Origin of the sequence: Streptomyces broussonetiae (assembly GCF_009796285.1) — a bacterium.
GTDB lineage: Bacteria > Actinomycetota > Actinomycetes > Streptomycetales > Streptomycetaceae > Streptomyces > Streptomyces broussonetiae.
In genome coordinates this window covers 7083967-7107663 of sequence record NZ_CP047020.1, presented here as the reverse complement: position 1 = coordinate 7107663, position 23697 = coordinate 7083967, and the positions used below count along the sequence as shown (strand labels likewise).

Here is a 23697-nt window from a genome sequence, read left to right as displayed (position 1 = left end):
CTTCAGGAGCAGCCGTGGAACTCCCCGCCTGGGAACCCCGCCGGGTCGTCGCCATGGAGGCGGTACTCCCCGAGGGCGTCACGCCGCCCGGAACCCGAGGCAAGATCCTCGAGGCGGGCCTGGAGCTGTTCGCCGAGTCCGGCTTCGCGGGCACCTCGATCCGGCAGATCGCGGGCAAGGTCGGCATCAACTCCGCGACCCTGTACGCGCACTACCCGTCCAAGGGGCACGTCCTGGCCGAGCTGGTACGCATCGGCCACGAGGAGATGCGGACCCGGCTGGCGCAGGCCGCCGCCGAAACCCGCGACACCGGCGCGGCCCGGCAGCTGGCCGCCCTGGTCCGCGCCCATGTACTGCTCCACACCGACCATCCCCTGCTTGCGGTGGTCACCAACGGCGAACTGCACGCCCTGTCGCCCGAACTGGCCACGCCCTCGCTCCAGTTGCGCGAGGAGTGCCGCGGCATGCTCGCCGACGTCCTGGAACGCGGCATCGGCAACGGCGAGTTCGAGCTCGACGATCCGCTGCTGGCGGTCACCGCGATCGGCGGCCTCGGTGTGCAGGTCGCCCAATGGTTCGGCCCCGCCCTCGGCCGGACCCGCGAACAGATCGCCGACCAGTACGCGCGGTTCGCGCTGCGCATCGTGAACGCCGGCCGCTGAGCCGACCGGTGCCCCGTCCCCGCTCTGTGCGCAAGGAGTGCCCATGCGACCGGTCCTCGCCACCCGGCACGGCCTCGCCCGCGGCGTCACCGGCCCTGCCGGAACCGCCTGTTTCAGGAACGTCCCGTACGCCGCCGCCCCCACCGGCCCGCTGCGCTGCGCACCGCCGCGGTCGCCCGCCGCGTGGGACGGGGTCCGTGACGCCGGTGCCTACGGTCCACCGCCCCGCAGGCACCGTATCCGCCGCCGATGGACCGCCTGCTCCCCGAGCGCATCGTCCCCGGCGAGGACTTCCTCAACCTCAACGTCTGGACCCCCGATCCGGCCGGGCGCCTGCCCGTCCTGGTCTGGCTCCACGGCGGCGCGTTCACCAACGGCTCCGGTTCCCTCTCCGGCTACGACGGCGCCGCGTTCGCCCGCGACGCGGTCGTTCTCGTCACCCTCAACCACCGTCTGGGCGTGGAGGGTTTCCTGCACCTCGGCCCCGGCGACACCGCACCGGTGAACCTCGGACTGCTGGACCAGATCGCCGCGCTCGCATGGGTCCGCGACAACATCGCCGCCTTCGGCGGTGACCCCGATCGCGTCACGGTGTTCGGCCAGTCGGCCGGGGCGATGAGCGTCGGCACCCTGCTGGCCATGCCCGCGGCCAAGGGCCTCTTCCACCGTGCGGCACTGCAGAGCGGCGCGGCCCGCCGCGTTCCCCGAAGCGAGCCCGGGCGAGTTGCTCGTACAGATCGCCACCGACTGGTTCTACCGCCTCCCCGCGCTGCGCCTCGCCGAGGCCCAGGCCCAGGCCCAGGCCCGCCATGGTGCTCGCGCCTACGTCTACGAGTTCGCCTGGCCCTCCCCCGCCTTCGAGGGCACGCTGGGCGCGTGCCACGTGCTCGACGTCCCCTTCGTCTTCGACAACCCGGCCGACCCGGCCTTTACGCCCCTGCTCGGAGACTTCCCGCCCCAGGCGATCGCCGACAGCATGCACGCCGCCTGGGTCTCCTTCGCCACCACCGGCGATCCGGGCCGGCCCGCCTACCGTGAACCGCACCGGACCGTACGCCGGTTCGCGGACGCGCCGGCCACCGACCACGACCCACGCGGCAGTCTGCGGACCCTGTGGGACGGCCTGCGCTGACGACGTGCTCCTTGCGTGCGGCCTGCTGGGGTTGTCGGCGTGGGGCAGGGCCTCCCGGGCCAAGCAGTGGCCCGCGTCCGCCGGGCCTGCCGGGTCTGCCGGGTCTGCCGGGTCTGCCGGGTCTGCCGGGTCTGCCGGGTCTGCCGGACCGTAGCCCGCAGTGGTGGCCGGGACTGGGCTGAACCTCAAATGTTGCTCTGAACGCGACAGGCAGGGGATTCGGCTCCGCCCGCCGGGGCCATACCCCCCTCATTCGACGGAGGGGAGGACTCATGCGGCGACTGGGCACGGGGATCGGCTGGCGGCCGGAGATCGCGGACGCCGTGGAGCGGATGCCGGGGATCGACTGGGTGGAGGTCGTGGCGGAGAACGTCTGCCCGGGGCACCTCCCGGAGTCGCTGCTGCGGTTGCGCGAGTGCGGGGTGACCGTGATCCCGCACGGGGTCTCCCTCGGCCTGGGCGGTGCCGACCGCCCCGACGAGGGCCGCTTGACGGCGCTGGCTGAACGCGCGCAGGCCCTCGGTTCCCCCCTGGTCACCGAGCACATCGCGTTCGTCCGCGCGGGCGGTGCGCTCACCGCCTCCCCGCCGCTTGAGGCCGGGCATCTGCTGCCGGTGCCGCGCACCAGGGACGCCCTGGACGTGCTCTGCGAGAACGTCCGTATCGCGCAGGACGCCCTGCCCGTGCCGCTGGCCCTGGAGAACATCGCCGCGCTGTTCTCCTGGCCGGGCGAGGAGCTGACCGAGGGGCAGTTCCTGTCCGAGCTGGTCGAGCGCACCGGCGTACGGCTGCTGATCGACGTGGCCAATCTGCACACCAACCACGTCAACCGGGGCGAGGACCCCGCCGAGGCACTGGCCGCGCTGCCTCTGGAGGCGATCGCCTACGTCCATGTGGCGGGCGGCTTCGAGCGGGACGGCGTCTGGCACGACAGCCACGCCCATCCCGTGCCGCGCCCGGTCCTCGACATCCTGACCGACCTCGCCGCCCGTACCGCCCCGCCCGGGGTACTGCTGGAACGGGACGACAACTTCCCCGAACCGGCCCAGCTGGAACGGGAGTTGGCCCTGATCCAGGAGGCGGTGGCGACCGGCGGCGCCGCTGTCGGCGGCGGTACGGGGGCCACCGTCGGCACCGGGCCGGCGGACGGGGGTGTCGCCGTGCTCACGCGGCCGGCGGTCGGCGCGCGGGAGCGGGTCGGCGTCGCCCAGGCCGCCGTGCTGTCCTCGCTGGTGGCCGGGACGCCGGTACCCGAGGGGTTCGACCGGGCGCGGATGCGGGTGCAGGCCCGCGCCCTCGCGGCCAAGCGGGCGGATGTGGTGGCGAAGGTGGCACCGGAACTGCCGGTGATCCTCGGCGCCGGCTACCGGGCGCTGTTCCTCGCCTACGCACGGGAGCGGCCGATGAGCGGAGGGTACCGGCGGGACGCGCTGGATTTCGCCGGCCTGCTGCTGCGGTCCGGGCGGCCGGAGCGGGCGGAGGCGCGGCGGGAGCTACGGCAGTGGTGGCTGGACCGGACAGGACCGGCACCGAGGCCGACCGGCGGGCTGGTGGCCCGCACGGCCCGCAGAGTCCTGTCAGGGCGCCTGGACTGATCCGACGGTGAAGTCACCCACCTGCGCCCGCCGGGCGCAGGCACCCTGAAGGGGCGCGCAGCCGTACCGATGCGCCGCCCCGCCGCCCGGCACGGTCGGCACCGCCGGCCACAACATGGCCGCCGGCACCGACGCGCCGGAGCGGGACGGCGCGCCGCCGGGAGTGGCGGCCGAAAGGACCGCCGCCAAGGCCCTCCGGCAGTTCCGGTGCCACCTTCGTCACAGCACACCCCCGGGTCGCCGGTCCGCGGGGGCGGGACGGCGGCCCTGTGCCCCTCGCCACGCGCTCAGGGATGCGCGGCGCCAGTAATATGCCAAACCGCACCCACCCCCAGGCACACTCGCGTGCGGTGCGCTACAGGAGGCGCCATGCGACCCCGCCCCCCGATCAAGGGCCGAGGCATATTCAGCGGCACCGGGCTCGTCATCGCGGCGCTCGCGGTGACCGCGGCGGCACTGCTGTACCCGCTGTGGTCGTACGCCGACCGGCAGGACACGGCCGACGCCGGCGTGCTGAGCGCACAGGCCGTCGCGACTCCGTACGGCCCGCTGTCGGCGCAGGACCAGGACTTCATCACCAGGGTCCGGCTCGCGGGGCTCTGGGAGCTGCCCGCCGGCCAGCTCGCGGAGCGCAAGGGGACCACGGCCGCCGTACGCACCGCGGGCCAGCACCTCGTCGACGGTCACACCTCGCTGGACGCGCATGTCCGCACCGTCGCCACCCAGCTCGGCGTCCCCCTGCCGAACGAGCCGAACGCACAGCAGAAGCAGTGGCTCGCCACCCTGAACACGGCGCAGGGAGAGGACTTCGACCGCACGTTCGCCGCCATCCTGCGGCTCGCGCACGGCCGGGTGTTCACGCTGGTCGCCCAGGTCCGGTCCGACACCCAGAACTCCCTGGTCCGCGACCTCGCCGACGACGCCAACGCGACCGTCCTCGATCACATCAAGGTCCTGGAGGCGACGGGATACGTGGACTTCGCCACACTGGCGAGGGACCTGGCCGCCTCGCCCACCCCCGTGCCGACCCCGCCGGCCGTCGCCCCGAGCGCCGCGGTCCCGGTGACACCGTCGCCCGCCGAGTCGTACTCCCTGCCGCCCGCCGCCGCGAGCCCGGCGCCGAGCACCCCCTGACCTCGTCGACTTGGCGATCTCAACAAGACACGGAACGTCATATACCGGCCACACTCCGTCCGGATGGTGAACAAGGCATGGCGCCCACCCGGACCTCTGGCATAGAAAAACGTCATGTTCTGGGTCCTACTGCTGCTCCTGGCCTGGGCTTTCGCCGGTACGGCGTGCACCCGGCTGTGTCTGTCCGCCGTCCATGCGGCAACGCCGGACACGCATGACACGGACACGACGACAGTGGACCGGGGGCACGATCTGACGCTGTACGAGGCGGCCTTCCTCTCCGGCGGTCCCGCCCGGGTCGCCGACGTGGCCATGATCTCGATGGCCCGCCAGCGCCGCCTGCTGCTCGCGCACACCGGCTGGGCCACGGTGGTGGACCCGCGGGGGCGCGACGAGATGGAGCAGTGCGTCATCGGGGCCATAGGGCCGCAGGGCCAGTCGCGGATCCAGCCCGTACGGGCGCGCGCGGCCGGCGGCGAGGCCGTACGGCGGCTCGCCGACCGGCTGGAGCGCGCCGGGCTCGCCGTCCCCGACGGCGCCGGTACGACAGTGGCGGCGGCCGTCCGCCAGGTGCGCGCCGCGGCACTGGCCGCGGCGGTGCTCGGGGTGACCGCACTGCTGCTGCCCATCCAGACCGACACCCCCCGGTCACTGGTCGGCCTGTGGTTCGCCCTGCCTCTCACACTGTCCCTGAGCTGCCTGGCCATCGCCCGGTTCGAGGTGCACCCGTACTCCCGCTGGGCCTCTCCGGCCGGGCTGCGCCTGCTCGGCGCGCTGCCCCGCAAACCGGCCGGGGACGAGCGGTCGTTCCTCGCCTCTGTCGCCGTCCGGGGCATCCGCGCGATCGGCGAGCCGGAGCTGCGTGCGGCGTTCACCCACCGCGACCAGCCCTGGCGGGAGTGATGGCCACCCGAGGGGCGCATCGGGGGCAATGCCGCCGACACCGGCCGGGTGGTGCTTGCCTTCCCTCACCGCCGAACGAAATATCCCTTTTGTTGTCGTCGGGGCGTGGCAGCCGTGCCATCGCCGCCGCGGCACCGAAGGGAGACGCGATGAGAGCTGCCGCCCTGTACTCGGCCGCCGGGTCCTTGTTCCTGACGACCCTGGCCGCCGTCCCGGCCGGAAGCGCCGACGCCGCGCCCGGGGCGCCCGGGGTGCCCGGCTTTGCCGAGCTGCGCGGCACCGCGGTGGCCGCGGCCCGCGCCCGCGCGGCGGGCATCCGTTTCGGCGCGTGCTCCCCCGCCGACGTGCCCAAGGCGCCGAGGAGCCTGCGGTGCGGCACGGTGACCGTCCCGCTCGACTACGCCCACCCGGACGGCGCCCGGATCAAGCTGACCGTCAGCCGGACCCGGGCAACCCAGAAGGACCCGCAGAACAGCAAGCAGCGCGTGCCCCGGCAGGGTGCCCTCGTCTACAACCCCGGCGGTCCCGGCGGCTCCAGCATGATCTTCCCGCTGATCGGCAACACCCCCAAGTGGAAGCGGATCGCCGCCGCCTACGACCTCGTCGGCTACGCCCCGCGCGGGGTGGGCCGCTCGGCGCCGCTGTCCTGTGCGGACCCCAGGCACCTCTCCACAGGGCCCACCGCGGCACCGGAGCACCCTTCGCAGGCGTACAAGCTCCGGCGCATCGCGCAGGCGAAGGCGTACGCGCGCGGCTGCGCCCAGCGCTCCGGGAGCAAGCTGCGCTTCTACACCTCGCTGAACAACGCCCGGGACCTGGACGTCCTGCGGGCCGCGCTGGGTGAGGACCGGCTGACCTTCGTGGGCGCGTCGTACGGCACCTACTTCGGGGCGCTGTACGCAGCGATGTTCCCCTCGCACCTGCGGCGCATGGTGCTGGACTCGTCGGTGAACCCGGCCCCGGAGAAGATCTGGTACCGGTCCAATCTGGACCAGTCGGCCGCGTTCGAGGAGCGCTGGTCGGATCTGAAGGACTGGATCGCCCACCACGACGACGTCTACCGGCTCGGGAACACGGCCGCGAAGGTGCAGCGCAGCTACGACACCGCGCGCAGGCGGCTGGCCAGGAAGGCGGCCGGCGGGAAGGTCGGCCCCGGCCAGCTGCAGAACGCGCTCCTGACGGCCGGGTACTACGACGGCTTCTGGCCGAGCCGGGCCGCCGCGCTCTCGGCCTATCTCAAGGGCGATCCCAAGCCACTGATCCAGTTGGCCGCACCGGCCACGGACCGGGCCGCGGCAGCGGAGGCGGAGAACAGCGACGCGGTGTACACGGCCGTGGAGTGCAACGACGCGCCCTGGCCGACGGACTGGAAGACGTGGGACCGGGACAACACCCGGATCGCCCGGGCCGCGCCCTTCGAGACCTGGAACAACGCGTGGATGAACCTGCCGTGCGCCTACTGGCCGGCGCCCCGGCAGCAGCCGCTGGACGTGCGGACGGGGCCGGGTGAGGTGCCGCCGGTGCTGATCCTGGCGGCCGAACGGGACGCGGCGGCACCGTACTCGGGTGCACTGGAGATGAACCGGCGGCTGGCCGGCTCGGTGCTGGTGACCGAGCGGGACGCGGGCACGCACGGCATCGGGGGCGGGGCCAACGCGTGCGTCAACGACCACTTCGAGGCGTACCTGGTGCAGGGCCGGGTCCCCGGGCGGCGCGCGTCGTGCGCGCCGCACCGGTTGCCTGCGGCGGTTCGGCCGACGAAGGAGTCTCAGCGGGACTCGGTCAAGGGCCGGGGCGGACGGCACTGAGTGCGCCATTGTCGTGCCGCGCTGTGCCGCCGGGCGGCTGCGGGTCCGTCGTGGTCGCTCGCGCGGTGCCCCGCGCCCCCTGACGGGGCGCTTCAGGCCAGCCCGGCCACCAGGTCCGCGATGTCCTTGCGGCGGCCCGTGTAGAACGGGATCTCCTCGCGGACGTGCTTGCGGGCCTCGGAACCGCGCAGGTGACGCATGAGGTCGACGATGCGGTACAGCTCGTCGGCCTCGAAGGCGAGGACCCACTCGTAGTCGCCGAGGGAGAACGAGGCGACCGTGTTGGCGCGCACGTCGGGGAAGCCGCGGGCCATCTTGCCGTGGTCGGCGAGCATGCGGCGGCGGTCCTCGTCGGGCAGCAGGTACCAGTCGTAGGAGCGCACGAAGGGGTAGACGCTGACGTAGTTGCGGGGCGTCTCGTCGGCGAGGAACGCCGGGATGTGCGAGCGGTTGAACTCGGCCGGGCGGTGCAGCGCCATGTTGGACCACACGGGCGTCAGGGCGCGGCCCAGCTTCGTGCGACGGAAGAGGTTGTACGCCTCCTGGAGCTGGTCGCTGGTCTCGGCGTGCCACCAGATCATGAGGTCGGCATCGGCGCGCAGGCCGGACACGTCGTAGGTGCCGCGGATCGTCACGTCCTTGGCGGCGAGCTGGTCGAACAGCTCCTGGACCTCGTCGGCGTAACCCGCGCGGTCCTCGGGCAGTACGTCCTTCAGCTTGAAGACCGACCACAGGGTGTAACGGATGACCTCGTTGAGGTCCTTGGCCAGCTTGCCCTTGTTCGGGATCCTGCCGGGCTCGGTGGTGGGGGCGTCGTCGCTCATGGTCCTATTCTCCCGCTCCGCCGTGGAGGCTTTGCACCGGGTTGGCCGTCAGCTCCCGGATTCCGCTCAGGTCGCCGTGGAGCTGGTCGACGGCCGCATAGGCGCTCGCGATGCACGCCGGGATGCCGACGCCGTCGTACTGGGCGCCGCACACCGCCAGGCCCGGCAGCCCGGCGACGTGTTCGCGGATGCGGGCCACGCGCGCGTGGTGCCCGACCGGGTACTGCGGCAGGCCGTCGCTCCAGCGGGTGACCCGCGTCTCGAGGGGGCGGGCGTCCAGGCCGGTGGCCTCGCGCAGGTCGTGCCGGGAGACCTCGACCAGGGCGGCGTCGGCGCGCTGGAGGATCTCCGTCTCGCCGTGCCGGCCGACCGAGGTGCGCAGCACGACCACGTCCGGGTCCTCCTCGGCGATCCAGCCCCACTTGTGGGAGGCGAACGTGGACGCCTTGATCGTGCGCCCGTCGACCGGCGGGACCAGGAAGCCGCTGCCCTCGGGAAGCGTCACGTCCGCGCGGCGGTAGGCGAGGGTGACCAGGGCCATCGAGGCGTGCTCGATCGCCCGCAGTTCGGCCGCGGCCGCCGGGGATGCGGCGCCCAGCAACTCGGCGGCGGCCGGGGCCGGTACGGCGACGATCACCGCGTCGGCGCGCAGCACCCGCTCCCCCGCGCTCACCCGCCAGCCGCCGTCGGCCTCCCGCGACAGCCGGCTCACGGGCGTCCCGGTGAGGATCTCGCCACCGCGCGCGCGGACGGAGTCGGCGACGGCGAGCGGCAGCATGCCCACGCCGCCCTCGATGCCCATGAAGACCGGGCCGGTCTGCTGGTTGGCCGCCGCCTTGGCCTGGATCTCGCGAACGCCCTCGGTGAGGGAGGTGTGGCTGCGGGCGGCCTGGAACAGCTGGGGGACGGCCGAGCGCATCGAGATGCGGTACGCGTCACCCGCGTAGACCCCGCCGAGCAGGGGCTCGACCAGGCGGTCGACGACCTCGCGGCCGAGCCGGGCGGCCACGTACTCCCCCACCGCCACGTCGTCGCCGACCTCGGTGCGGGGCAGGTCGGCGTCGCGCTCGATACGGGCGAGGCCCTCCTCGGACAGGACGCCGCCGAGCGCGGCGGCGGTGCCGGGCACGCCCATCACATGACCCTTGGGCATGGGCCGCAGGGCGCCGCGGGTCCAGATCGAGGCGCTCGCGGTGGCCGGCGGCTGCAGCCGTCCGCCGAGGCCGACCTCGCGCGCGAGGGCCACCGCCTCGGGGCGGCGGGCGAGCATCGACTCGGCGCCCAGGTCGACCCGTACGCCCGCGATCTCGCCGGGCAGCAGCTTGCCGCCGACCCGGTCCGCGGCCTCCAGCACGGTCACGCGCGCGCCGCGTCCGAGCAGCCGGTGGGCGGCCGCCAGCCCGGCGATCCCGGCTCCGATGACGACGACATGCCCCGTACGCGTACCCGTTGCGCTCATGCACCCACTCTCTCAGACCCCACTGACACTCCCGTCGGGGCCCGTTGATCGCGATGAGTCCGGACCGTGACCGCATCGGGACCGGCACCGTCAAACGCCCCCGCCGGCAACGCCGTCGTAGGAGCGTCACAGCTCACCGATCCCGGGGGTACCGTCCATGCGCGCATCATGTTCCCCACGCCGCCCCGTCCGGCGGCCGGCCGGCCTGCTGCTCGCCGTCTGCCTGGCCCTCGCGGGCTGCAGCGGCGCCGGCGGCCAGGACGGTGCCTCGACGAAGTCCGCCGCCGGCGGCCCGGCACAGCAGCGCGGCGCGGCCGGCAAGCCGGGCACCACGACCAGGTCCACGGGGCGGACGCCCCGCCTCGTCCCGAGCCCCGTCATCCGCACCGCCTCCCTGACCATCGAGGTCGAGGACGTCGCCGAGGCCTTGGCCAAGGCCCGTACGACCGCCGAGAGCGCGGGCGGCCACGTCGGCGAGGAGAGCACGAGCCGGGACGCCGACGGCGATGAGCGGACCCGGGTCGTCCTGCGCGTGCCCGGCGCGAAGTACGACGAGGTCCTCACCGGCCTGCAGGGCACCGGCACGCTCGTCGAGCGCACCGCGAAGACGGTCGACGTCACCGACCGGGTCGTGGACGTGGACAGCCGGGTCAGGTCCCAGCGGGCCAGTGTGAACCGGATCCGTGCGCTGATGGACCGGGCGGCCGGGCTGAGCGATGTGGTCACCCTGGAAGGCGAGTTGAGCAGCCGCGAGGCCGACCTGGAGTCCCTGCTCGCGCAACAGGCGTCGCTGAAGGACCGTACGAGCCTTGCGACCATCACCCTGTCGCTGTCGCAGAAGCCGGTGCGCAGGACCGCCGGGGACGGCACCCCGGGCATCGTGGACGGCCTGTCGGGCGGCTGGCACGTGTTCGTCGCCCTGGTGCGCTGGATCGTCCTCGCGCTCGGTGCCGCCCTGCCGTTCGCGGCCTTCGCCGCCCTGTTGACGATGGCGTGGCTGCGGTTCGTACGGCCCCGGCTCCGGCGCCGCGCGGAGCCCGCGCCCGCGATGACCGCGCTGGGCCCGCTGCCGTCGGCGCGCCCGGCGCCGGACCCGGACGCGCCCGCGACCGGCCGGGAGTGACATGCCGTGGCCCCGTAGCGTGTTCCCATGACCAAGAACGGTGGGCGCGGCGGGACGGAACGGCTGGTCGTGATCGGCGGTGACGCCGCGGGCATGTCCGCGGCGTCCCAGGCACGGCGGTTGAAGGGTCCCGGGGAGCTGGAGATCGTGGCCTTCGAACGCGGCCACTTCACCTCGTTCTCGGCGTGCGGCATTCCGTACTGGGTGGGCGGCGACGTGTCCGAACGGGACGACCTGATCGCCCGTACCCCCGAGGAGCACCGGGCGCGGGACATCGATGTGCGACTGCGCACGGAGGTCACCGGGATCGACGTGGCCGGGCAGCGGGTACGCGCGCGTGACCTCGATTCCGGCGCCGAGTCCTGGACGTCGTACGACAAGCTCGTGATCGCCACCGGTGCCCGCCCGGTCCGCCCGGACCTGCCCGGCGCGGACGCCCCCGGGGTGCACGGCGTGCAGACCCTGGACGACGGCCAGGGTCTGCTGGACACGCTGGCACGCGCGCGTGGCCGCCGGGCCGTGGTCGTGGGCGCGGGCTACATCGGCGTGGAGATGGCCGAGGCCCTCATCAACCGCGGTTTCGAGGTGACGGTCGTGAACCGCGGCAAGGAGCCGATGTCGACGCTCGATCCGGACATGGGCCGGCTGGTGCACCTGGCCATGGAGGGCCTCGGCATCACCATGGTGAACGACGCCGAGGTCACCAAGGTCCTCACCGCGGCCGACGGCACGGTCCGCGCGGTGGCCACGCCGGACGCCGAGTACCCCGCGGACGTCGTGGTCCTCGGCATCGGCGTCCGCCCTGAGACCACTCTCGCCCGGGCCGCGGGACTCCCGCTGGGCAGCCGCGGCGGCCTGCTCACCGACCTCGCGATGCGGGTGCGTGGCCACGAGAACATCTGGGCGGGCGGCGACTGCGTGGAGGTGCTGAACCTGGTCTCCGGTCAGACGCAGCACGTGCCGCTGGGCACCCACGCGAACAAGCAGGGCCAGGTCATCGGCACCAACGCCGGCGGCGGTTACGCCACCTTCCCGGGCGTGGTCGGTACGGCGGTCAGCAAGGTCTGCGACCTGGAGATCGCCCGCACCGGGCTGCGCGAGAAGGACGCGCGCCGGGTCGGCCTGCAGTACGAGACGGCGGTCATCGAGTCCACCAGCCGGGCCCGCTACTTCCCCGGCACCTCCTCCATGACGGTCAAGATGCTCGCCGAACGCCGCACGGGCCGGCTGCTGGGCGTGCAGATCGTCGGCAGGGAGGGCGCCGCGAAGCGCGTGGACGTCGCGGCGGTGGCGCTGACGGCGCGGATGACGGTGGAGGAGATGACGGCCCTGGACCTGGGCTACGCCCCGCCCTTCTCGCCGGTGTGGGACCCGGTCCTGGTGGCGGCGAGAAAGGCGACGGCGAAGCTGCGGGCTTCCTAGGTCCTGGCCGAGCCGCTGATGGCGGTTCCGCTGATCCGCGGCAGCGAGGCCACGGACGCGCTGGAGGAGACCGCGGCCGGCTGCTCCCCCGCGGGCCGCGCGTGCGTGGCCGCGGGGCGGGCGGAGCGCAGGCGGTGGCCGACCGCCTCGTCGAGCGTCACGGGCCGCCCCGTCTGCGCGGCCAGCCGCCCGGCCTCCTGGCCGAGCCGTGCCACGTCCTCCCAGGGCAGCCGTACCACCAGGGAGATCTCCGCCTCACCGTCGGGCAGAGCATGCATCGCCGGAACCTGCGGAGCGTTCGTCATCGCCTGTCCTCACGTCGGTTGAGAACAGATACGCACGGCCGGCCGCCGCCGTTCACCGATTCGCCCGCCGCATCCCGGGCAGTACTCCTGTGTGGTCATCCCCGTCCATGACGTGAACCCGGTGCGCCGCACCCCCTGGGTGACGTACGCGCTCATCGCCGCCAACGTCCTCGTCTTCGTCTCCACGCCCGGCATAGCCGGTTCCGTGGCCGGCGGCAGCGACCTGGCACAGCTGTGCCATCTCCAGGCCTTCATGGACCACTACGCGGCGGTGCCCAGGGAGCTGATCCATCATCAGACGCCACGGTTGGTGCCGACCGGCGAGACGGGCGTGGGCCTGCACGGCCCGGGCTGTGTCGTGCGACCGCCGTCCTACGACAAGTCCCCGCCGCTGTCGGTCTTCACGGCGATGTTCCTGCACGGCAGCTGGCTGCACCTGCTGGGAAACATGCTCTTCCTGCTGATCTTCGGCAACAACGTCGAGGACCGGATGGGACACGTCCGGTACTTCTTCTTCTACGTCGTCTGCGGTTACGCGGCGGGGTACGGCTTCGCGCTGCTCAACGCCGACTCGGGCGACCCGCTGATCGGTGCCTCCGGAGCTATCGCCGGGGTCCTCGGCGCCTACATCGTGCTGTGGCCGAGGGCGCGGGTGTGGGTGCTCGTGCCGTTCCTGGTCTTCCTGCCGCTCAGGCTGCCGGCCTGGCTGGTGCTGGGCTTCTGGTTCGTGCTCCAGGCGGTGTACTCCTCCGGGCACGGTGTCTCCGGCGCCGGCACGGTGGCCTACGCGGCGCACGTGGTCGGCTTCGTGGCGGGCATGCTGCTCGCCTGGCCGCTCAAGCCCGGCACTCCGCCCCCGCCGGAGCCGCGCGGCCTGCTGTTCGGCAGACGGGCGCGGCCCCGCTACACCTGGTGACTCAGCGCGCGGTGCGTGTGTGGACGTACTCCACGAGCCGGGTCAGCGCGTCCGGGTCGGTGTTCGGCATGACGCCGTGGCCGAGGTTGAAGACGTGCCCCTCCAGGCCGGCGGCGGCGTCGAGCACCTCCTGCGCCTTGGCCTCGACGGTGTCCTTGTCCGTGAACAGGACCGTCGGGTCCAGGTTGCCCTGCAGCGCCTTGCCAGGGCCGACGCGGCGGACGGCCTCGTCCATCGGGACGCGCCAGTCGACGCCGACGACGTCCGCACCGGCCTCGCCCATCAGCTTGAGCAGTTCTCCGGTGCCCACGCCGAAGTGGAGGCGCGGGACGCCGTACCCGGCGACGGCGTCGAAGACCTTCGCCGAGGCGTGCATGACCGAGTTCCGGTAGTCGGCGGGGGCGAGCGCGCCGGCCCAGGAGTCGAAGAGCTGGACCGCGCTCGCACCGGCCTCGATCTGCACCTTGAGGAACGCGGCCGTGATGTCGGCGAGCCGGTCGAGCAGGTCGGCCCACAGCCCGGGGTCGCCGTACATCATCGCCTTGGCGTTCTCGTAGGTCCGCGACGGACCGCCCTCGACCAGGTAGCTCGCCAGGGTGAACGGCGCGCCCGCGAAACCGATCAGCGGGGTGGCGCCCAGTTCACGGGTGAGCAGGCCGATGGCCTCGGTGACGTAGGAGACGTCCTCGGGGGTGAGGTCACGGAGCTGTGCGAGGTCGGCGCGGGTGCGGATCGGGCGCTCGACGACCGGGCCGACACCGGGCTTGATGTCGAGGTCGATGCCGATGGCCTTGAGCGGGACGACGATGTCGCTGTAGTAGATCGCCGCGTCCACGTTGTGCCGGCGTACGGGCTGGAGCGTGATCTCGGTGACCAGCTCGGGCTGCATGCACGACTCCAGCATCGGGATGCCTTCGCGCACCTTGCGGTACTCCGGCAGCGAACGGCCGGCCTGCCGCATGAACCACACGGGGGTGTGCGGCACGGGTTCGCGCCTGCACGCCTTGAGGAAGGCGCTGTCGTACGTCGCTGTCGGCTGCATGCTGTCGTTGGCGGTCACGGGGCAAGTTTCGCACGCCGCCGGATCGGGACTTGCGCGGAGTGGAGGCTGCCTGCGCCGACCTACTGTGTCTTGCTCTGCACAAGGCCGCGCTTCCCCTTACTCTTCCCCGCATGGCTGCGGCTCACGGACGAATGTCGGACAGCGCTGACGGAATGGACGACGTGAAGGACACCGAGGGGGAGGACCGGCATTCCGGTAATGGGAGTCCGCCGGCTTTCCGGGCCGCGGTCGAGGCTCTGCACGCCAGCCGGCTGCGCCCGCAGGTCGAGGTGGAGCCGACGCCCGCGCCGCAGCGGCTCGCACCGTACGCGTACGCGCTGGAGGCCGTGGTGGTCGACGGAGAGCAGGAGCTGGCCGACGGGCGTCTGGTGCTGCTGCACGACCCGGCCGGGCACGACGCCTGGCGCGGGACGTTCCGGTTGGTGACGCTGGTGCGTGCGGAGCTGGAGCAGGAGATGGCGGCCGATCCGCTGCTGCCGGAGGTGTGCTGGTCGTGGCTGACCGGCGCGCTGCAGGCGCGCGGACTGGGCTACGGCGAGCCGAGCGGCACGATCACGCGCGCCAGCTCGCACTACTTCGGCGGGCTGGCCGAGCGGCCGGCCGCCTCGCAGATCGAGATCCGGGCCTCCTGGACGCCCCGCGAGGGCCTCGGCGGGATTCCGGACACGGGGTCGCACCTGGCCTCCTGGTGCGACCTGCTGGCCCAGGTCGCGGGGCTGCCGCCGGCCGGTCCGGGCGACGCTTCGGTGGTCACGCTGCCGCAGCGCAGGGGCCCGCAGTCACGGTGAGATGATCACAAGGTTCCCGGGCGTCCCCCTCTTGGACGCCTCATTGACCATCTCTTTGTCGATACGGCCACTTTCAGACCTCGAATCGCACCCGCTTGAACCGACTCGATCTTCGGATGATCGATCGCGTGTCCGAATTGCACAGATTGTTACTCACTAGATCGTGATCATTCTCTAAAGGCGGACGAGTTTGCTGCCGAAGACGACTGTGACCTTCAAAGCACGGTTCGTCCCGGCTTCCTCCCCACAAGCCGGCCCCGTCCCCCCACCCCAGGAGGCCTGGTGTCCGTTCTCCTCGAGCAGCCCGCAAGCCTGGTCGCCTACCGCCCGAACAAGCCGACCGCCATGGTGGTCGTGGCCGACCCCCGCGTCCGTTCCACCGTCACCCGCCATCTGTGGGCGCTCGGCGTGCGCGATGTCATCGAGGCCTCGTCCATCGCGGAGGCTCGTCCCCGCATCGGCAACCCCCGCGACATCTGCGTCGCCGACGTCCACCTGCCCGACGGCTCCGGCCTGACGCTGCTGTCCGAGACCCGCGCCGCGGGCTGGCCCAACGGGCTGGCGCTCTCCGCCGCCGACGACATCGGCGCGGTCCGCAACGCCCTGGCCGGCGGGGTCAAGGGCTATGTCGTCACCGGTACCCGTACCAACATCGGCCTGCCCACCCGGCCCGGCGCCACTCCCCTCGGCGCCGCCCGGATGCACCGCCGCCCCCCGGGTGCCCCGAGCCACCCGGGCGGCTACCGCGAGCTGTCCGGCCGCGAGGTCGAGGTCCTGCGCCTGGTCGCGGAGGGCCAGTCCAACAAGGCGATCGGCGTCTCCATGGGCCTGTCCGCCCTGACCGTCAAGAGCCACCTCGCCCGCATCGCCCGCAAGCTGGGCACGGGCGACCGGGCCGGCATGGTGGCCGTGGCCCTGCGCACCGGGATCATCCACTGAGCCGTCCGGAGCAGCCCCCGGTTCACCCGCTCGGGGTGCATGTGTCCCCGAGCTGACTGATTTACGACCCTCCGGCGCCCGTCGACGGAACGTTCCGTCGACGGGCGCCGTCCATACACGGATACCCTTGACAGGTGACCGACGCCCAAGACACCGCAGCAGACAGCTCCCTGCGCACCACCGGAGGCACTCCTCCGGACGACGCCGGATCTTCTGTGACCGGGGCGCCGACACCGCTGCTCGAACCCCGCGAGGGCATTCCGCCCGTCGTCGCCGACGAGACCGCCCTCGCCCAGGTGATCTCCGCCTTCGCCGGTGGTTCCGGCCCCGTCGCCGTCGACGCCGAGCGCGCCTCCGGCTACCGCTACGGCCAGCGCGCCTACCTGGTGCAGCTGCGCCGCGAGGGCGCGGGGACCGCGCTGATCGACCCGGTGGCCGTCGGCGGCGGCCTGTCCGGACTCGGCGACGCCCTGTCCGGCACCGAGTGGGTGCTGCACGCCGCCACCCAGGACCTGCCGTGCCTGCGCGAGATAGACATGGTTCCGTCCCGGCTGTTCGACACCGAACTGGCCGGCCGGCTCGCCGGTTTCCCCCGGGTGGGCCTCGGCGCCATGGTCGAGAACGTCCTCGGCTTCGTCCTGGAGAAGGGCCACTCCGCCGTCGACTGGTCGACCCGCCCGCTGCCCGAGCCGTGGCTGCGGTACGCCGCCCTCGACGTGGAGCTTCTCGTCGACCTGCGCGACGCCCTGGAGAAGGAGCTGGACCGGCAGGGCAAGCTGGAGTGGGCCCTGCAGGAGTTCGACGCGATCGCGGCGGCGCCGCCCGCCGAGCCGAGGAAGGATCCCTGGCGGCGCACGTCGGGGATGCACAAGGTACGGCGGCGCCGGCAGCTGGGTGTCGTACGGGAGATGTGGGAGACCCGGGACCGGATCGCGCAGCGCCGGGACGTGTCGCCGGGCAAGGTGCTGAGCGACGCGGCCATCGTGGAGGCCGCGCTCGCCCTGCCGTCGAACGTGCACGCGCTGGCCGCGCTGAACGGGTTCGGGCACCGGATGGGGCGGCGGCAGCTGGAGCAGTGGCAGGCGGCCGTCGACCGCGCCAAGGCCCTTCCCGACGGTGCGCTGCCACAGCCCGGGCAGCCGGTGACCGGACCTCCGCCGCCCCGGGCGTGGGCCGACAAGGACCCGGCCGCCGCGGCCCGGCTCTCCGCTGCCCGCGCGGGGGTGACCGCCCTGGCCGAGCAGCTCAACCTGCCTCAGGAGAACCTGGTGTCGCCGGACACCGTGCGGCGTATTTGCTGGGAGCCGCCGAAGCCCGTCGACGCGGGGTCCGTGGAAGCCGCGCTCGTGGGGTACGGCGCGCGGCCGTGGCAGGTGGAACTGGTGACGCCGGTTCTGGTGAAGGCGCTGTCGGCGTAGGGCCTCGGAAGCCGGTCGGAACGTCGAGATCACGCCAAGATCCTGGGACGGCACACCGGGGAACCGGAACGGCGTGCGGAGGAAGGGGCACGAAGCCGTCGTGGACGGCTGCCCCCTGCACGATGACCTGCCATGGGCCGAACCCCGACGGTGTGACGTTCACCGCTACCCCCGGCAGGACTGTGCAGCTACGTTACTCATAAGTAGCATGGGTCCTGAGCGCGCGCTCAGTGCATGCGTGCCGCAGCAGTGCCATCCCGCACCCTGGAGGAGAGCCATCGTGCCTCGTACCGTCAGGGACGTCGTCTTCGTCGACGGCGTCCGCACCCCGTTCGGCAAGGCGGGCCCGAAGGGCATCTACCACGAGACCCGCGCCGACGACCTCGTCGTGAAGGCGATCCGGGAGCTGCTGCGCCGCAACCCCGGTCTGGACCCGAAGAAGATCGACGAGGTCGCCATCGCCGCGACCACGCAGATCGGTGACCAGGGACTCACCCTCGGCCGTACGGCGGGCATCCTCGCGGGCCTGCCGCAGTCCGTGCCGGGCTACTCGATCGACCGTATGTGCGCCGGTGCGCTGACGGCCGTCACCACCACCGCCGGTTCGATCGCCTTCGGCGCCTACGACGCCGTCATCGCCGGTGGCGTCGAGCACATGGGCCGCCACCCGATGGGCGAGGGCGTGGACCCGAACCCCCGGTTCGTGAGCGAGAAGCTCGTCGACGAGTCGGCCCTGTTCATGGGCATGACCGCCGAGAACCTGCACGACCGGTACCCGACGATCACCAAGCAGCGTGCCGACGAGTACGCGGTGCGTTCGCAGGAGAAGGCCGCCAAGGCGTACGCCAACGGCAAGATCCAGCAGGACCTGGTGCCGATCTCGGTCCGCCGCACCAACGCCGAGGCCGGCGAGACCGGTTGGGGTCTGGTCACCGCCGACGAGCCGATGCGCCCGGGCACCACGCTGGAGAACCTGTCCGGCCTCAAGACGCCGTTCCGCGTGCACGGCCGGGTCACCGCCGGCAACGCGGCCGGCCTGAACGACGGCGCCACCGCCTCGATCATCGCGAGCGAGGACTTCGCCCGCGAGAACGGCCTGCCGGTCAAGATGCGCCTCGTCTCGTACGCCTTCGCCGGCGTCGAGCCGGAGGTCATGGGCTACGGCCCGATCCCGGCCACCGAGAAGGCCCTCGCCAAGGCGGGCCTGTCCATCTCCGACATCGGCCTGTTCGAGATCAACGAGGCCTTCGCCGTGCAGGTGCTGGCCTTCCTCGAGCACTACGGCATCGCGGACGACGACACGCGCGTCAACCAGTACGGCGGCGCCATCGCCTTCGGCCACCCGCTGGCCTCCTCCGGCGTCCGTCTGATGACGCAGCTGGCCCGCCAGTTCGAGGAGCAGCCGCACGTCCGCTACGGCCTGACCACCATGTGCGTCGGCTTCGGCATGGGCGCGACGGTCATCTGGGAGAACCCGCACTTCGAGGGGGACAAGTGAGCACCACCGCCGAGCTTCTCAAGCAGGCATCGGACCAGTTCCCCGACGAGGTCGTGACGTCCGCGCACGTACGCCACTTCGACCTCCCGTTCGGCGCCGGCCGCTTCGCGCTGATCACGCTGGACAACGGCCTGGACCACACCAAGCCGACCACCTTCGGCCCGGCCTCGCTCGCGAACCTGAACACCGCGATCGACCAGGTCGAGAAGGAGGCCGCGGGCGGCGAGATCGTCGGCGCCGGCATCACCGGCAAGCCGTTCATCTTCGCGGTCGGCGCCGACCTCAAGGGCGTGGAGATCCTCAAGGAGCACGAGCACGCGCTGGCCATCGGCAAGGGCGGCCACGAGGTCTTCAAGCGCCTGTCGAAGCTGGCCGTTCCCACCTTCGCGTACTACAACGGCGCGGCGATGGGCGGCGGCGTCGAGGTCGGCCTGCACTGCTCCTACCGGACCGTCTCCAAGGCGATCCCGGCGTTCTCGCTGCCCGAGGTCTTCCTCGGTCTGGTCCCGGGCTGGGGCGGCTGCGCGCTGCTGCCGAACCTGATCGGTGCCGACAAGGCCGTCTCGGTCATCATCGAGAACAGCCTCAACCAGAACAAGCAGCTCAAGGGCCAGCAGGTCTTCGACCTCGGCATCGCGGACGCGATCTTCGAGGGCGCCGACTTCCTGGAGCAGTCGCTGCTGTGGACCGCGCAGGTCCTCAAGGGCGACATCGCCGTCGAGCGTCCGGTGATCGACCGCGGTGAGGCCTGGGACCAGGCCGTCGCCAAGGGCCGGTTCATCGCCGACGGCAAGGTGCACGGCGCGGCCCCGGCCGCCTACCGCGCGCTCGACATCATCGCGGCCGCCAAGAACGGCGACCTGCAGCAGGGCTTCGACGCCGAGGACCAGGCACTCGCCGACCTGATCATGGGCGGTGAACTGCGCTCCGGCATCTACGCGTTCAACCTGGTGCAGAAGCGCGGCAAGCGTCCCGCGGGTGCCCCGGACAAGAACCTGGCCCGCCCGGTCACCAAGGTCGGTGTCGTCGGCGCCGGTCTGATGGCCAGCCAGCTCGCGCTGCTGTTCCTGCGCCGCCTGGAGGTGCCGGTCGTACTGACCGACATCGACCAGGAGCGCGTCGACAAGGGTGTGGGCTACGTCCACGCCGAGATCGACAAGCTGCTCGGCAAGGGCCGGATCAACCAGGACAAGGCCAACCGCCTCAAGGCGCTGGTCACCGGTGTCCTGGACAAGGCCGAGGGCTTCTCCGACGCGGACTTCATCATCGAGGCCGTGTTCGAGGAGATCGGTGTCAAGCAGCAGGTGTTCGCGGAGGTCGAGGCGGTCGCCCCGGCGCACGCGATCCTCGCGACCAACACCTCCTCGCTGTCGGTGACGGAGATGGCGTCGAAGCTGCAGCACCCCGAGCGGGTCGTCGGCTTCCACTTCTTCAACCCGGTCGCCGTCCTGCCGCTGCTGGAGATCGTCCGTGGCGAGAAGACGGACGACGCCTCGCTCGCGACCGCGTTCGCCGTCGCCAAGAAGCTGAAGAAGACCGCGGTTCTGGTCAAGGACGCCCCGGCGTTCGTCGTGAACCGCATCCTGACCCGCTTCATGGGCGAGATCCAGAACGTCATCGACGAGGGCACCCCGGTCGAGGTCGCCGAGAAGGCCGTCGAGCCGCTCGGGCTGCCGATGTCCCCGCTGGTGCTGCTGGAGCTGGTCGGCCCGGCGATCGGTCTGCACGTCTCCGAGACGCTGCACGGCGCGTTCCCGGACCGCTTCACGGTCTCCCCGAACCTCGCCGCCGTCGTCAAGGCCGGCAAGCGCGGCTTCTACGTCTACGACAGCGGCAGGCCGGAGCTGGACCCGGAGGTCGCCGCGCTGCTCAAGCAGGGTGACAGCGTCCTGTCCGAGGAGCAGGTGCGTGAGCGCGTCCTGGACGCCGTCGCCCAGGAGATCGGGCTCATGCTCGACGAGGGCGTCGTCGCCGAGGCCCAGGACATCGACCTGTGCCTGATCACGGGCGCCGGCTGGCCCTTCCACCTGGGCGGCATCACGCCGTACCTGGACCGCGAGGGTGTCTCCGAGCGCGTGAACGGCAAGAAGTTCCTGGCCCCGGGCGTGGCGAGCGTCCCGGCGTAACCCGTTCCGTACGGTCGTACGATGCCCGGTGCACCCAGTGGTGTGCCGGGCATCGGCGTCTCAGCCGGCGGCCGGGCGCACGTCCTCGACATGGACGACGTGCGGGTGCCTGCCGTCCTGGTCGCGCTTGGCGCGGCCATGGATCCCGACGGCCAGGTGCGAGGGGTCCTCGGACTCCTCGAGGGCGACGAAGGTGACGACGTCCGGGTGATGGCCCGTCACCAGCCAGCCCTCGTCGTTCTTCAGTTCGAGCACACGGAAGTCGCCCGACGGACCGCTCACGCTCACGGGGCCGTACTCGCGCAGGATCTCGGTGGCCCGGTCGGCGAGGTCCGACTCCGGCTCCTCCAGCACCACGCAGGTGCCGTGCTCGAACAGCACCCACGGCTTTCCGGATCCGGCGAGGAGACGCCGCCAGGCGTCGATGAGTGTCTCAGTGTCCACGCGGGCCATCATGGCGCACTCAGACCGGCCGCCACGCCTCCAGTGCCAGGCCCGGTTCGTGCTTGCGCCGGGTCAGCAGGAGTTGGCCGGTCGACGGGGACAGTGTCGCCGCCACCACCCGGTCGTCCTCGTCCACGGTCAGGAACACCCGTGCGTCCAGAGCGAGTCGGGGCCCCGACTCGGTCCACCAGGCGCCCGCCGACTCCAGCTCGGTCGGATGGGCGGCGAAGGCCACCCGGCCGCTCGACGAACGCTGGGCGAGGAGGGTGCAGTCGTGGCCGTCGAGGTCGCAGCGGACCGCGGCGACCGGGCCGTACCCCGCCGAGGGCAGCACGGTGACCGGCCGGCCGCCGGGGCGCCAGGCGCACAGGTCACCGGAGGTGTCGGTGGAGTAGAGGGTGGTGCTGCCGGGCGAGGTGGCGAGGGCGTAGAGGGTGCCCGGGCGGACCGGGGCCGGCCGGGACTCCGTGAGAACCGGGCGGGCACCCGGCTGCTCCTGGCACCAGTGCAGGACGGCGCCGGGCGCGGCCGCGTACAGCTCGACTCTGCCGGACTCCCCCGTCACCGCCGCGAGACCGTCCTGGACGTCCTCGCCCCCGAGGTCGCGCCAGGGCTCCCAGCCGCCCTTCTCCTTCTGCGCGAGCAGGCTCACGCCACCGTGGGCCCCGCGGACGAAGACGTGGGCGCGGCCCTGTGCGTCCACGGCGAGCGCGGGCGTGCCGGTGCGTTCGCCCTTCTTGTCCGGATGGCCGATCGGATTCCAGTCCAGGGCGGCCAGGCGCGGACGGAAGTGGGTGGAGTGCACCAGGCCCGACTCGCCCTTGGCCGTGGGCCGCCACGCGACCAGGTGGGCGTAGCCGTCGGCGCCCTGGCCGACGGCGAAGACCGGATGGAGCCTCTGCTCACCGCCCACCGTGCGCGGGGTGGTCCACGGACCGCCTGGCTCACGCTCCGCCCGGCACAGGAGAGCGTCGCCGGAGAGCTGGTAGACACTGAGCCGGCCGTCCCGGCCGCGCAGGAGCCGGTCGCCGTTCACCGGTTCACTCCGCGCCCCGGCTCGGGGGCGGTCCGCGCCCGCCCGCTCACAGCCGCTTCGCGCTGCGGAACAGCTTCGCGTAGAAGCCGTTCCCGTCGAGGCGCGAGACACCCCCCTGGTCGCCGATCGTGGGTCCGTTCTGTTCCTTACGGCTGGAGATGAAGACCTTGTGGCCCTCGGTGTCCGGACCGAGGTAGATCGCGGAGTGGTCCATGTGGTTGCCCGTGCGGTGGTCCATCTTGAAGAACAGCAGGTCGCCGGGCTGGAGCACGTCGATGCCCGCGGGACGTTCGTACCAGGGGCCCGGCCCCTGGAGCTTGACGACGTCGACGCCCTCCTTGCCGCGGGCCATGCCGTCGGCGGTGCGCGGCAGCCCGTCGCCGTGGTCGTTGTCGGACATCAGCGGGAAGCGGGCCCGGTAGCCGTAGACCAGGCGCAGATAGCCGGAGCAGTCCACCGAGCGCAGGCGGTCCGACTGCGGGTACTTGGTGACCCCGTCCCGGAAGGTGTACGGGATGCCCAGGTAGTCGTAGAAGTCGGTCTGCTCGTAGCGGTCCACGCCGTCGGCCTTGAGGGGGCCGTAGTACGCGTGGCCGGCGTACTGGATGCCCTGGTCGTCCTTCTTGGCCGGCGCGCCCTGGATGTACTGGAAGGCGAAGGCGAAGATGTCGTCCTCCTCGCTGCCGTAGTACTGCTTGAACCAGTCCTTGAACCACTGCTGCTTCTCGGAGCCCCTCGTCCAGGTCTCCGGCATCATGCGGACCCAGTCGTCGGTGACGACCTTGGTGCTGGTGGTGGCCGGTTCGGCGAACGTCCGCGTCGGGCCCTTGAGGGTGGCGGTGCGGGCGCCGTCGGTGAAGGTGGCGATGACCGCGCCCTTGCCGTCGCGCAGCACCGAGCGGGCCGGGTTGTTCAGCCGCTCCCAGGTCTGCTTTCCGGTTGACTTGCCGGAGTTGTCCAGGTTCTCGGTGATCGTCTGGGCGGCCGGGACCTTCGCCTGCTCGTCCTTGCGCAGTTCGTAGGTGAAGTAGGCGCTGCCCGCGAGCAGCGCCAGGACCGTCGCCGCGTGGACAAGGGGGCGGCCTGTGCGCTTAGGCATGGT

Annotated in this window: 21 protein-coding genes and 2 pseudogenes; 16 read left to right on the top strand and 7 right to left on the bottom strand. The window is 72.3% G+C overall.

What is annotated here, in order from left to right; translation table 11 throughout:
• Window positions 1-14 precede the first annotated feature (14 nt).
• The 8 genes and pseudogenes from GQF42_RS32690 (at window position 15) to GQF42_RS32665 (ending at window position 7234) form a co-directional block, all read left to right on the top strand.
• Window positions 15-662, top strand: coding sequence for a TetR/AcrR family transcriptional regulator (locus GQF42_RS32690; RefSeq protein ID WP_199272879.1), 648 nt, complete (start codon window positions 15-17; stop codon window positions 660-662).
• Between the two features lie 43 nt (window positions 663-705).
• Window positions 706-822, top strand: a pseudogene (locus GQF42_RS47345) (hypothetical protein); the annotation flags it as partial.
• 89 nt (window positions 823-911) lie between these two features.
• Window positions 912-1295 (top strand): annotated as a pseudogene (locus tag GQF42_RS47340) (carboxylesterase family protein); the annotation flags it as partial.
• A gap of 34 nt (window positions 1296-1329) precedes the next feature.
• Window positions 1330-1794, top strand: coding sequence for a carboxylesterase family protein (locus tag GQF42_RS47335; RefSeq protein ID WP_325100367.1), 465 nt, complete (start codon window positions 1330-1332; stop codon window positions 1792-1794).
• A gap of 272 nt (window positions 1795-2066) precedes the next feature.
• Window positions 2067-3389 (top strand): DUF692 domain-containing protein, encoded by a 1323-nt coding sequence (locus GQF42_RS32680; RefSeq protein WP_158925924.1) that lies wholly within the window; start codon window positions 2067-2069, stop codon window positions 3387-3389.
• 369 nt (window positions 3390-3758) lie between these two features.
• A complete protein-coding gene (locus GQF42_RS32675) occupies window positions 3759-4523 on the top strand; it encodes a DUF4142 domain-containing protein (RefSeq protein ID WP_158925922.1) in 765 nt (254 codons plus the stop codon).
• Window positions 4524-4637: 114 nt separating this feature from the next.
• Window positions 4638-5426, top strand: coding sequence for a TIGR04222 domain-containing membrane protein (locus GQF42_RS32670; RefSeq protein ID WP_158925920.1), 789 nt, complete (start codon window positions 4638-4640; stop codon window positions 5424-5426).
• 149 nt (window positions 5427-5575) lie between these two features.
• Entirely contained in the window at window positions 5576-7234 is a 1659-nt protein-coding gene (locus tag GQF42_RS32665) for an alpha/beta hydrolase (RefSeq protein ID WP_158925918.1), read from the top strand.
• A 92-nt stretch (window positions 7235-7326) separates the two neighbouring features.
• Here the strand turns inward: GQF42_RS32665 and hemQ are convergent, their stop codons facing one another.
• Window positions 7327-8058, bottom strand: a complete 732-nt coding sequence (gene hemQ / locus GQF42_RS32660; protein ID WP_158925916.1) for a hydrogen peroxide-dependent heme synthase — start codon at window positions 8056-8058, stop codon at window positions 7327-7329.
• Between the two features lie 4 nt (window positions 8059-8062).
• Window positions 8063-9517, bottom strand: a complete 1455-nt coding sequence (gene hemG / locus GQF42_RS32655) for a protoporphyrinogen oxidase (RefSeq protein WP_158925913.1) — start codon at window positions 9515-9517, stop codon at window positions 8063-8065.
• A gap of 157 nt (window positions 9518-9674) precedes the next feature.
• On the opposite strand from hemG, the gene GQF42_RS32650 reads away from it, so the two are divergent.
• Both GQF42_RS32650 and GQF42_RS32645 read left to right on the top strand, forming a co-directional pair.
• Window positions 9675-10640 (top strand): DUF4349 domain-containing protein, encoded by a 966-nt coding sequence (locus tag GQF42_RS32650; RefSeq protein WP_158925911.1) that lies wholly within the window; start codon window positions 9675-9677, stop codon window positions 10638-10640.
• Window positions 10641-10667: 27 nt separating this feature from the next.
• The gene (locus GQF42_RS32645) at window positions 10668-12062 is read left to right on the top strand and encodes an FAD-dependent oxidoreductase (RefSeq protein WP_158925909.1); all 1395 of its coding nucleotides are present in this window, start codon (window positions 10668-10670) and stop codon (window positions 12060-12062) included.
• Here GQF42_RS32645 and GQF42_RS32640 read toward each other — a convergent pair.
• A complete protein-coding gene (locus GQF42_RS32640) occupies window positions 12059-12367 on the bottom strand; it encodes a hypothetical protein (RefSeq protein ID WP_158925907.1) in 309 nt (102 codons plus the stop codon). The two genes, GQF42_RS32645 and GQF42_RS32640, sit on opposite strands and share 4 nt — an antisense overlap.
• Before the next feature lie 91 nt (window positions 12368-12458).
• On the opposite strand from GQF42_RS32640, the gene GQF42_RS32635 reads away from it, so the two are divergent.
• A complete protein-coding gene (locus GQF42_RS32635; protein WP_158925905.1) occupies window positions 12459-13283 on the top strand; it encodes a rhomboid family intramembrane serine protease in 825 nt (274 codons plus the stop codon).
• Between the two features lies 1 nt (window position 13284).
• Here GQF42_RS32635 and hemE read toward each other — a convergent pair whose 3' ends face one another.
• The gene (gene hemE / locus GQF42_RS32630) at window positions 13285-14325 is read right to left on the bottom strand and encodes a uroporphyrinogen decarboxylase (protein WP_375997856.1); all 1041 of its coding nucleotides are present in this window, start codon (window positions 14323-14325) and stop codon (window positions 13285-13287) included.
• Window positions 14326-14456: 131 nt separating this feature from the next.
• Between hemE and GQF42_RS32625 the strand changes: the two genes are divergently transcribed.
• The 5 genes from GQF42_RS32625 to GQF42_RS32605 all read left to right on the top strand — a co-directional run bounded on the left by GQF42_RS32625 (window position 14457) and on the right by GQF42_RS32605 (window position 21115).
• Complete coding sequence (locus tag GQF42_RS32625; RefSeq protein ID WP_158925901.1) at window positions 14457-15134, top strand: DUF3000 domain-containing protein; 678 nt, start codon at window positions 14457-14459, stop codon at window positions 15132-15134.
• A gap of 282 nt (window positions 15135-15416) precedes the next feature.
• Window positions 15417-16073, top strand: coding sequence for a response regulator transcription factor (locus GQF42_RS32620; protein ID WP_158925899.1), 657 nt, complete (start codon window positions 15417-15419; stop codon window positions 16071-16073).
• Between the two features lie 134 nt (window positions 16074-16207).
• Window positions 16208-17491, top strand: a complete 1284-nt coding sequence (locus GQF42_RS32615) for an HRDC domain-containing protein (protein ID WP_158925897.1) — start codon at window positions 16208-16210, stop codon at window positions 17489-17491.
• A gap of 280 nt (window positions 17492-17771) precedes the next feature.
• The gene (locus tag GQF42_RS32610) at window positions 17772-18989 is read left to right on the top strand and encodes a thiolase family protein (RefSeq protein ID WP_158925895.1); all 1218 of its coding nucleotides are present in this window, start codon (window positions 17772-17774) and stop codon (window positions 18987-18989) included.
• Window positions 18986-21115 carry a 3-hydroxyacyl-CoA dehydrogenase NAD-binding domain-containing protein gene (locus GQF42_RS32605; protein ID WP_158925893.1) on the top strand — a complete coding sequence of 710 codons (2130 nt, stop codon included), beginning with the start codon at window positions 18986-18988 and terminating at the stop codon, window positions 21113-21115. The genes GQF42_RS32610 and GQF42_RS32605 overlap by 4 nt, the downstream gene beginning before the upstream one ends.
• A 60-nt stretch (window positions 21116-21175) precedes the next feature.
• Here the strand turns inward: GQF42_RS32605 and GQF42_RS32600 are convergent, their stop codons facing one another.
• From GQF42_RS32600 to GQF42_RS32590, 3 genes are read right to left on the bottom strand one after another with little or no spacing between them, the layout of a single operon-like run.
• Window positions 21176-21568, bottom strand: coding sequence for a hypothetical protein (locus GQF42_RS32600; protein ID WP_158930835.1), 393 nt, complete (start codon window positions 21566-21568; stop codon window positions 21176-21178).
• A gap of 10 nt (window positions 21569-21578) precedes the next feature.
• Window positions 21579-22595, bottom strand: coding sequence for a hypothetical protein (locus GQF42_RS32595; protein ID WP_158925891.1), 1017 nt, complete (start codon window positions 22593-22595; stop codon window positions 21579-21581).
• 46 nt (window positions 22596-22641) lie between these two features.
• Window positions 22642-23694 (bottom strand): NlpC/P60 family protein, encoded by a 1053-nt coding sequence (locus GQF42_RS32590; RefSeq protein WP_158925888.1) that lies wholly within the window; start codon window positions 23692-23694, stop codon window positions 22642-22644.
• Between the last annotated feature and the right edge of the window lie 3 nt (window positions 23695-23697).